General features: G+C 62.6%; 9 protein-coding genes and 1 pseudogene. 4 read left to right on the forward strand and 6 right to left on the reverse strand.

Features of this window, described 5'->3' with window-relative positions:
- Positions 1–463 precede the first annotated feature (463 nt).
- Positions 464–1,282 (forward strand): dihydrofolate reductase family protein, encoded by an 819-nt coding sequence (locus tag MOV61_RS25745; protein ID WP_247033197.1) that lies wholly within the window; start codon positions 464–466, stop codon positions 1,280–1,282.
- Here the strand turns inward: MOV61_RS25745 and MOV61_RS25750 are convergent.
- Genes MOV61_RS25750 through MOV61_RS25765 form a run of 4 tightly spaced genes read right to left on the reverse strand, consistent with a single transcriptional unit; the run spans position 1,241 to position 4,376 of the window.
- Entirely contained in the window at positions 1,241–2,026 is a 786-nt protein-coding gene (locus tag MOV61_RS25750; RefSeq protein WP_247033195.1) for a class I SAM-dependent methyltransferase, read from the reverse strand. The two genes, MOV61_RS25745 and MOV61_RS25750, sit on opposite strands and share 42 nt — an antisense overlap.
- Positions 2,023–3,066: a glycosyltransferase family 4 protein gene (locus MOV61_RS25755; RefSeq protein ID WP_247138619.1), complete on the reverse strand. Its 1,044-nt coding sequence runs from the start codon at positions 3,064–3,066 to the stop codon at positions 2,023–2,025. The genes MOV61_RS25750 and MOV61_RS25755 overlap by 4 nt, the downstream gene beginning before the upstream one ends.
- Positions 3,063–3,461 carry a 6-carboxytetrahydropterin synthase gene (locus MOV61_RS25760; protein WP_247033191.1) on the reverse strand — a complete coding sequence of 133 codons (399 nt, stop codon included), beginning with the start codon at positions 3,459–3,461 and terminating at the stop codon, positions 3,063–3,065. The genes MOV61_RS25755 and MOV61_RS25760 overlap by 4 nt, the downstream gene beginning before the upstream one ends.
- 12 nt (positions 3,462–3,473) lie before the next feature.
- On the reverse strand, positions 3,474–4,376 hold the full coding sequence (locus MOV61_RS25765) for a zinc-binding alcohol dehydrogenase (protein WP_247138620.1): 903 nt from the start codon (positions 4,374–4,376) through the stop codon (positions 3,474–3,476).
- A gap of 318 nt (positions 4,377–4,694) precedes the next feature.
- On the opposite strand from MOV61_RS25765, the gene MOV61_RS25770 reads away from it, so the two are divergent.
- Both MOV61_RS25770 and MOV61_RS25775 read left to right on the forward strand, forming a co-directional pair.
- Positions 4,695–5,489: a CDP-alcohol phosphatidyltransferase family protein gene (locus tag MOV61_RS25770; protein WP_247033183.1), complete on the forward strand. Its 795-nt coding sequence runs from the start codon at positions 4,695–4,697 to the stop codon at positions 5,487–5,489.
- Positions 5,476–6,225 carry an FkbM family methyltransferase gene (locus MOV61_RS25775; protein ID WP_247033182.1) on the forward strand — a complete coding sequence of 250 codons (750 nt, stop codon included), beginning with the start codon at positions 5,476–5,478 and terminating at the stop codon, positions 6,223–6,225. Before MOV61_RS25770 ends, MOV61_RS25775 begins: the two co-directional genes overlap by 14 nt.
- Positions 6,226–6,230: 5 nt before the next feature.
- On the opposite strand, the gene MOV61_RS25780 is transcribed toward MOV61_RS25775, so the two are convergent.
- Positions 6,231–7,157 (reverse strand): lysylphosphatidylglycerol synthase transmembrane domain-containing protein, encoded by a 927-nt coding sequence (locus tag MOV61_RS25780; protein ID WP_247138621.1) that lies wholly within the window; start codon positions 7,155–7,157, stop codon positions 6,231–6,233.
- 27 nt (positions 7,158–7,184) lie between these two features.
- Here MOV61_RS25780 and MOV61_RS25785 point away from each other — a divergent pair, with 27 nt between their 5' ends.
- Complete coding sequence (locus tag MOV61_RS25785) at positions 7,185–8,837, forward strand: sulfatase-like hydrolase/transferase (protein WP_247138622.1); 1,653 nt, start codon at positions 7,185–7,187, stop codon at positions 8,835–8,837.
- A gap of 27 nt (positions 8,838–8,864) precedes the next feature.
- Here MOV61_RS25785 and MOV61_RS25790 read toward each other — a convergent pair.
- A pseudogene (locus MOV61_RS25790) lies at positions 8,865–9,161 on the reverse strand (ABC transporter ATP-binding protein); the annotation flags it as partial.

Here is a 9,161-nt window from a genome sequence, read left to right on the forward strand (position 1 = left end):
GATGGCGGAAGAAACGACCGCCTCGGCCGAGGCGCTTGCCGCCGATACCGACGAACTCTTGAACCTGATCAGCAGCTTCCGCATCAACGCCAACCAGGACACCGGCTACAACGCCGGCGCCGGCAGCCTCAACCGCGTCGCACAGAAGATGCGCCGCGCCAGCTGACGCCAATCCCACACATGGACCCATACATGGGGACGGAGGAACCGCCGGGTCGAAGGATCCGGCGGTTTTTTGTTTGGGGGGTTAAGATCAGGCGGCGGCAATCCAGGAATAACGGAAGCCTCCAAAAGCTCTCTCGAGAGGCTATCGATCATGGTGGCAGCAATTTTCAGCGGAGCATTGACGGAATGTTGATCCGGTGAAATTTTTCGCCGTATTACAGTTACGGGAGAATGGGCGGGCGGGGAACCTTTTGAAGGTGCCGGCATTCTTCATTTTCGGCCGGAAGACGAGGCGGACATGCGATCAGTGAGGATGACCGAGGAACTGTGGCAGCATCTGCTTTCGCTTCGCGAAGGATCCCTGCGCCCGGTGGCGCTTTCCGCCGATGTCGATGGTTCCGGTCTCTCGCTCTACAGGCCGATCGCGGTCCGTGGCGGGCCGCTGGTTCTGGCCCAGGTCGGCCAGTCTCTGGACGGCCGCGTCGCAACGCCGACCGGCGACGCCCAGGATGTGTCCGGCTGTGATGGGATTGCCCATCTGCACCGGTGCCGGGCGCTGGTGGATGCAGTGATCATCGGGGTCGGGACGGTCGTTGCCGACAATCCCAGTCTTTCGGTTCGTGCCGTCAGCGGCAGGAACCCGGTGCGCATCGTGGTGGATTGCAATGGCCGCATGCCCGAGCGGGCCAAGATGCTGCATGACGGCGGCGCGCCCGTGCACGTCATGCAGGCCGACGACGTTCCTCTCCGCAACGCCCGGTATCGGACCATCCGGCTGCCGCGCCAGGCGGATGGAGGACTTGCTCCGCGGGATATTCTTGCCGCGCTCGCCGAACGCGGCCTGACGACCGTTTTGGTCGAAGGCGGCGCAACTACGATTTCCCGCTTCGTCGATGCACACCTGATCGACCGGCTGCATGTCTCGGTCGCGCCGATCATCATCGGCTCGGGCCCCGCGGGTATCCGGCTTTCGCCGATCGACCGGTTGTCGGAGGCCCGCCGTCCGGAGGTTCAGGTCTACAATATAGGCACGGATATCGTATTCGACTGCAATTTCCGCATTGAAGTGGCCGCCTCAGCGGATCGCGAGGATGTCCTGATGGCCGACCTGGCATAGGCTGCCATCGCGATCAACCATTTTTCGCCGGAAATCGGCCCAGTCGCGGAGTTCGCTCTCGTCGAGCTGGCCGTATTCATAGACCGCGCGCACCACACCGTCGAGGAACAGACCCTGTAGGTCGCGGTCGCCTGCGGTCATTGCCCAAGGGCTTTCAGCCGTCGTCACCGTATACCCGCTCTCCCCGAGACAATCGGCCAGCGTCGCCCACGCCCGGGGCCCAAGCGAAAGTCCAAAACCCTTGTCGCTCAACTGGTGTGCGTTGAAGTTCGCAACCACGGTCTCGTCAAGCGGGTGTGGTTTCGACCAGCGTATCCGGCCGTCATAGTTGAGCGCGGCATAGAGGCTGGCGCCTCTTTGCGAAATGTGGGCGACGAAACGGCGAATGAACTGCTCGGAACAGAGATCGAAGAGAGCGGAGGCGGTCACGAGGCCGACATCGGCGAGCGGCAGAGCTTCGATCTCGTTGAGGTCGCCCCGAACAATCTCGATGGCCTCGCCATGCAGGCGATTTGCTTCGTCCAGAAGCCGCTGATCGTCGTCGAAAAGCCGAAACCGCACCGGTTTTTGAAGTTTTGGCGAAAGCGCGCGGAAGGTCGAGCCGGTACCGCAGCCGATATCGAGGATCGTCGGGGCAGAGACGCTTTGGAGGGATTGGATCGTCGCTGCCAGCAAATCCGCGTCCCGTGCGCGACCATCCACAGGTTCGCGCAGCGCCAGCCAATCCCTGTCGAAGCCGCTCATGACGCTCGTTCCAGAAAATCGGAGATGATGGCGGCGGTGTCCCGCCAGGAGGGAAGCCTGGCACCGGCGATTGCGGCGGCATCGGCCATCGAAATGCGGGTTTCGGGCTCCTGCAGCAGCCGTCGCAGAGCGGCGGCAAAAGCGTCCGGATCGTCCGGTGGCACAAGAAAGCCGGCGCTTTCCGGCACGACATCCGGCACAGCCCCCGCCGCGCAGCCGACGATCGGCAGCCCTTGGGCGAGCGCCTCGGCAAACACCATGCCGTAACCCTCGTAGCGGCTCGCCAGCGCAAAGATGTCGGCCTTGGCGAATTCCAGGCGTGTGTCGTCGATCTGGCCGGCGAGCTCGATGCGGTCACCGAGCCCGGATTGGGCAACCTGGCGTTCGAGTTCCGCGGCGACGCCGGGATTGAGCACCTTGCTGCCGACGATGCGGCAGGTCCATGGCAGATCGCGGAGCTTTTCGAGCGCAGAGATCAGTATGTCGTGGCCTTTGCGGTGGGTCAGCGTGCCGATGCTGAGGATCAGAGGCGGATCGCCGCCACCGACAGCCAGCGGCGCCGGATCCATGCCCGGGATGGCGACCGTGATCTTTTCCGCAGGAATGGCGTAATTGGCGGCGAGTTCGGCGGCGGTGGCATGCGATGTGACGACAACACCGCGGGTCTGCGCCAGCGCGGCCTTTTCGCGGGCGGCTAAAGCCTGTCGTCGTTCGCCGTCGAGCCCCGTCTCCAGGGCCAGTGGGTGATGCACGAGCGCCGTGATTTTCAGGCGTTTCGCCTCGCGCCCGGCCCATTCGTCCATCACGCCGAAGGCCAGGCCGTCGATCAGCACGAGGCTGTCATCGGCAAGGCCGGAGAGCATCCGCCCGGCATCGTCGAGCTGTTTCGCGTTCGGATCTGGAAAGCCGTCGCCGAGGGAGATCAGTTCGACATTCCAGCCGAGATCGGTAAGGGCCGCGACGACACGCCGATCATAGCCATAACCACCGGTGCGGGTTTCGAGGTCGCCGGGATAGGCAAGGACAAGATCGCGGCTCACAGCTCGGCCTCGAACCAGCCGCGGGCGGTGTGTGATTCGTGCAGCATGACCCGCAGTTTGCGGATGCGCGCACCGCCCTCACCGAGCCGGCCGTTCCGGATGGCATCGGCGATGCGGTCGAAAATGTGCTTGGCGAGGAATTCTGTCGTCGTCACCTTGCCGGCGAAAATCTCCAGCGTGTCGAGGTTCTGATAGTTGAGCGGCGCCAGCACGTCCTTCAGCACCTCGGACGCCAGCCCGATATCCACCGCAAGCCCGTTCTCGTCCAGATCGCTGGTGAAGAAGGCGGCGTCGACCACGAAGGTTGCCCCATGCATGCCTTGGGCGGGGCCGAAAACCGGGCGGGGAAGACTATGCGCGATCATGATGTGATCACGGACTTCAACGGCGAACATGCGGGATTTCCTTCAGTATTTGATGCGATGGCAGAGCGTGGCGGCCGAGCCGATAATGTCGGCATAATCGGCGGCGATGGTTTCGAACGGTGTTTCGCCCGAAATCAGATGGTCGAGCCGGTCGTCGCCGAGAAGCTGGAGTGCCTTGCTCATGCGGCGCCTCGTGTCCCAGCGGGCGCGCCGCCCGGGCGGCAGCGAGGCGACCTGCGAGCTGACGATGGACAGGCGCTTGGCATGAAAAGCATGCCCAAGCGGGATCTCCACGTGCTTTTCTCCATACCAGCTCGCTTCGATAACCCGGGCTTCGAAACCGGCATGATCGAGCGCCGTTGCCAGAGCGTCGGCCGAAGCGGAAGCATTGACCAGCACGTCGCAATCATGGGGCACATCATCGGCAGACGCAAATCGAAGACCGAGAGCCTTAGCGGTTTCGGCACGCTCCGGTTCGATATCGGAGATCACCACTTCAGTGCCGATGATCCGCGACGCAAGGTAGGCGACCAGAAGCCCCACGACGCCGGCGCCGAAAATGACCACGCGGTCACCCGGCTGGATGCCCGCGTCCCAGGTGATATTGAGCGCGGTTTCCATATTGGCAGCCAGCACGGCACGGTGCGGGGGTAAATCGTCGGCAAGCGGGTGAATAGCCGAAACGGGCACCCGAAAACGGTCCTGATGGGGATGCAGGCAGAAGATAGTTCTGCCGACGAGACGTTCCGGCCCTTCTTCGACAATTCCGACGGCGGCATAGCCGTATTTCACCGGGAAGGGAAACCGGCCTGCCTGATGCGGTGCGCGCATGCGCTCGTATTCGCTTTCCGGCACCTGTCCGGCGAAGACCAGCGATTCGGTGCCGCGGCTGATGCCGCTATAAAGCGTGCGGACGACAACCTCGCCTTCGCACTCCGCCGGCAATTTCTCCTGCCGAAGCGCGCAACGGCCTGTCTCCTCGATCCAGAGGGCTCTTCCGTCCTTTTGCGTTGCCGCATTGGGGGCTGTCTCACGCCTTGTCACGCATCACACCTTTCACGCCACAACAATCCAGACCTAGAGGCTTCAACGATGACGGCAAGGGAGTCGTTGTGCGAGAGGTCGACATCGCTATCACGTTTATTTGACACCGGTTTTGCGGATCCGGCCTTTGCTGCGCTCCGTATTCTTCTCCATGTAGTGCCTGTGAGGAGAGCGTCATGAATGTTTCATATCATCCCTGGGACGAGGAAGGCATGTCCGATGGCTGACTGGATGAATGCCGGGCCGCTGGATCGCCAGGCGGCGCGCAGGGCTTATCGCTTGCTCTCCCTGGATGCCTATGCGGTGACCATGACCGTCGCTGCCGCGCTCGTTGCGGCGATGCATTTCCTCGGCGACTGGCTCGGCATCGACACGGCCGCTGCCGGCTGCGCCTTCATCGTCTATGCAGTGATTTCCGCCATCGCTCTCGGCAATCTCCACGCCCACAGCCATGGCCGTTTCGGTTTTGCCAACATCGTGACGACGATCCGTGCCGCGCTCACGGCAGTATTGGGCGGTATGGTGCTGGCGTCGCCGCAATTCGGCGTGGATCTCGACCAGAGCGCACTGTGGCTGCTCGGCTTCGTGGTTGCCTTCGCGTTGGCGCTGGATGGCGTCGACGGTTTTCTCGCCCGCCAGACCGGCACGGCCTCGCAATTCGGCGCCCGTTTCGACATGGAAGTGGATGCGCTGCTGATCTTTTTTCTCTCGCTCGCGGCAGTGTTGCTGGGCAAGGCGGGACTTTGGGTCCTGCTGATCGGCCTGATGCGTTATGCCTATGTCGGGGCGCAGGCGGTGTTTCCGGCGCTCAAGGGCGAACTGCCTCATTCGATGCGCCGCAAGGCGATCTGCGTCGTGCAGGGCGTGGCGCTCTGTCTGATGTTGTTTCCGGTCGTTACGATGCCGGTCTCCACACTGCTTGCGGCCGGGGCTCTTGCCTCGCTCACCTATTCCTTCGCCGTCGACGTGATCTTCCTGGTGAGTGCAAGCAAGAACCACCATGCCGCGACCTGATTTTTCCGCTTTCCTTGGCCTCACGCGCTCGCTGTTGATCTATTACGGCCAGCCTTGGCGGCGTTCTTCACTGAAGCGGCTTTATGCGGACCTTATCCGCAAGGGCGATCTGGTGTTCGATATCGGCGCCCATGCCGGCAGCCGAAGCCGCACGCTTCTGTCGCTCGGTGCCAGGATCGTCGCGCTGGAGCCGCAGCCGTTGTTTGCGGACTTCATCGCCAGATCCTTTGCCGGCGAAGAATTGACGTTGTTGCGCAAGGCAGTCGGCAAGGAACCAGGCAATGTCGACCTGCATATTTCCAGCCGCCACCCGACCGTGACGAGCATCTCCTCGTCCTGGATTTCGAAAGTCGGAAAGACCTCCGGTTTTCGCAATGTCACCTGGGATAGGGTCGAACGTGTGGAGATGACGACGCTCGATGCGCTGATCGAAGAATACGGGCTGCCGGCCTTCTGCAAGATTGATGTGGAGGGCGCGGAAGCGGATATCATCGCCGGGCTGCATCATCCCATCCCACTGATCGCCTTCGAGTATATCCCCGCGACGATGGAAATCGCCGAGGAGGCAGTCGGGCATCTGCGGAAGCTTGGTCCCTATCGCTTCAACCGTGTCGAGGGCGAGCGGCATCGGCTCGTCCATCACGAATGGATTACCGCCGACGCGATGCTGGCGGAGATTGCCGGCCTTTCCGGCCAGACGTCTTCCGGCGATATCTATGCACGGCTGAAGTCTTAACGATTTCAGCGTTTTCGCCTCTTGAGCAGCGCGGCGAAAATGAACGCCAGGCCGGGTGCTGCGCCGACAAGCGCCAGAATGCCGTAGAGGATGCTGGCGGCGACGCCATTGGAGGCGGGGTAACCGAAGAGCGGCCAGAGCGCCGCCGCTGCCGCCTCCCTGGCGCCCCAGCCGGCAATGGTCGCAGGGATCAGCATCATCAGCAGACAGAGCGGAATTGCGGTAACCGCCGCGAGCGCCGGCAAAGGCGAGCCGACGGCTGCTGAAGCGAGCATGAACATGGCGATATAGCTTGCGACGATGACGATGCTGAACAGCGTCTGCATTATCCAGGCTCCGTCCTGCACGAAGACCTGCGCCAGCGCGGACTTCAGCCTTCCAAGCTGAGGTCGGATGCGGAGCGGCGGGAAGCGAAGCAGCAACAGACACACGAGTACCAACCCGGCGACGACAAGCGCGAAACCGGAGAGAAGGTGGCGCAGCTCCTCCGGAATCATCGCTCGGCCTAGAAGCGGCCAGAGCATGACGCCGATGGTGGCTATGAGAAAAAATACACCTTGCCCCGCGATCCGCTCGAAGATCACGGCCTGCGCCGGCACCTTCCAGCCGCCATCACCATGAGCCCGGTTGCGGACGGCGCGTACGGCATCGCCGGCCACACCCCCCGGCAGAAGCTGGTTGATCAACGTTCCGAGATAATAATCGCCGATCGCCTGGCCGACGCCCAAGTGCTGGCCCAGCCGCGCCGCCGTGAACCGCCAGCGGAGCGCGGAAAGAACGATCTGCACCTGCGCCAGAAGAAGCCCGGCGCCCACGTAGCTCGGGTCCGCCGACGCCAGACTTGCGACAATCCGTTGCGGATCGAAGCGCAGGATCACGGCAATGAGAAGTGCGAAGGCTGCAGATAAGCCTATAAGTTTCAGAAAACGCATGGGCCGAAGGTTTTGCAGGAGCAGCGCATGAACGAGTTTCGGCCCTTTCGCCAGAGTGACATCGACAGAATAGGGCATATCGCGCAACGCAAGGCAAATAGACCGCCATTTCTGAGGATCACGATTGCGCTGGCGATCGTTGGGGCAATCTTGGCGCTTCCTTCGGATTTCACCGATTTTTCCGAGGTTAGGTTTCCGCTGGAGGTGGTCGCAGTTGCGTTGCTGGCTTCCGTGCTGGCGGGTCTCGGTTTTTCCCTTCTGCGCATTGCGGTCACCCTGCTGCTGGCCGCAATGCTGTTCCTGAAACTCGCGGACATAGGCACTGGCACCGCCTTCCAGCGACCGTTCAATCCCTATCTCGACCTCAAGATCCTCACCGACGGCTGGAATCTCCTAAGCGGTTCCGTCGGCCTTACGAAGGCGGTCGGGATCATCTGTGCGGGGCTTCTGGCATGGCTGGTTGTTGCCGCCGTCCTCTATTGGTCGCTTGGCGGTTTCCGGCGCCTTTCGGGGGGAGCCCGGCGCAAGTCCGCTCTCGTCTCCGGTGCGGTTCTGTTGATCGGCCTGGTGGCGCTTGCGGTCCAAAATGACGATCGACGCAGCCTCGGCGTCGAGGCTGATGCCGCTTCCTATTTCGTCAACCGCATCGCCATGGTGAAGGATTCGATTGCCGATCTCGCCCGGTTCGAGGACGAGTTGAAGCAGGATCCGGTCACCGCCGGGCCGCATTTCTCGGCGCTTGCCGGTACCGATGTCGTGCTGGTGTTCGTCGAATCCTATGGCCGCAGCGCGATCGAAGATCCGCGTTACGCGACGGTCATCAACAACCGGCTGACGTCCGTGGAGAAGGAGATCGGGGCCGCAGGCCTGCAGGCCCGCAGCGGCTGGCTCACCTCGCCGACCGTCGGCGGCATCAGCTGGCTGGCGCATGGCACGCTGCTCTCCGGCCTCTGGGTCGACAATCAGGGTCGTTACGACCGGCTGATTACCAGCGAGCGGACGAGCCTCAACAACCTCTTCCGTTCCTCCGGCTGGCGTACCACAGCGGTGATGCCGGCGATCACGCTCGACTGGCCGGAAGCCGGTTATTTCGGTTATGACAGCATCCATGCCGCCGCCGGGCTCGGCTATCGCGGCAAATCCTTCAACTGGGTGACGATGCCGGATCAGTTCACGCTCGAGGCCTTCGAGAGGCTGGAGCGGCAGGCACGTGACGAGCCCGGCCACAGACCGGTCATGGCGGAAATGGCGCTGATCTCCAGCCACGCACCCTGGACGCCGCTTCCCTCGTTGGTCGACTGGGACCGGATCGGCGACGGCGCGGTCTTTAATGCACAGGCGGAAAGCGGCGACCCGCCCTCGGTCATCTGGGCGGATCCGAACCGCGTCCGGGCGCAATATCTCACCTCGATCGACTACACGCTCGAAACGCTTGGCTCCTACATGGCACGTTATGGCAAGAACACACTGTTCATTCTGCTCGGCGATCACCAGCCGGCGTCGATCGTTACCGGCGAGGGGGCCTCGCGCGACGTGCCGATGCATATCGTCACCGGCAATCCGGACCTCCTGAAACGCCTCGACGGCTGGAACTGGCAGAAGGGCATGATCCCGCTGCTATCCACCCCGGTCTATCGTATGGACGAGTTCCGTCGGAAGCTGGTCGAGAGCTTCGATTGATCGACCGCGTCAGGCTGAATTATCTCATCAGGAATGGGTGCCGAGGTAGCTTTCCATCAGCGCCGGATTGACCGCCATTTCGCTTGCCGGGCCGGAAAGGCGGACTTCGCCCAATTCGACCAGATAACCCTCGTCGGCGATTTCGAGCGCGGCGCGGGCATTCTGCTCGACGAGCAGGATGGAGACACCGGTCTTTCGCAGTTCCGAGACGATGTTGAGGATGTCGATGACGATCTTCGGCGCGAGGCCCAGGCTCGGTTCGTCGAGCAGCAGCAGGCGCGGCCGGCTCATCAGGGCGCGGGCGAGCGCCAGCATCTGCCGCTC

Origin of the sequence: Neorhizobium sp. BETTINA12A, assembly GCF_023006485.1 — a bacterium.
Taxonomy (GTDB): Bacteria; Pseudomonadota; Alphaproteobacteria; order Rhizobiales; family Rhizobiaceae; genus Neorhizobium.

Coding starts and splice junctions, on each gene's coding strand:
- MOV61_RS25745 (WP_247033197.1), top strand. CDS start 464: ATGCGATCAGTGAGGATGACCGAGGAACTGTGGCAGCATCTGCTTTCG.
- MOV61_RS25750 (WP_247033195.1), bottom strand. CDS start 2,026: ATGAGCGGCTTCGACAGGGATTGGCTGGCGCTGCGCGAACCTGTGGAT.
- MOV61_RS25760 (WP_247033191.1), bottom strand. CDS start 3,461: ATGTTCGCCGTTGAAGTCCGTGATCACATCATGATCGCGCATAGTCTT.
- MOV61_RS25775 (WP_247033182.1), top strand. CDS start 5,476: ATGCCGCGACCTGATTTTTCCGCTTTCCTTGGCCTCACGCGCTCGCTG.
- MOV61_RS25785 (WP_247138622.1), top strand. CDS start 7,185: ATGAACGAGTTTCGGCCCTTTCGCCAGAGTGACATCGACAGAATAGGG.
- MOV61_RS25780 (WP_247138621.1), bottom strand. CDS start 7,157: ATGCGTTTTCTGAAACTTATAGGCTTATCTGCAGCCTTCGCACTTCTC.
- MOV61_RS25770 (WP_247033183.1), top strand. CDS start 4,695: ATGGCTGACTGGATGAATGCCGGGCCGCTGGATCGCCAGGCGGCGCGC.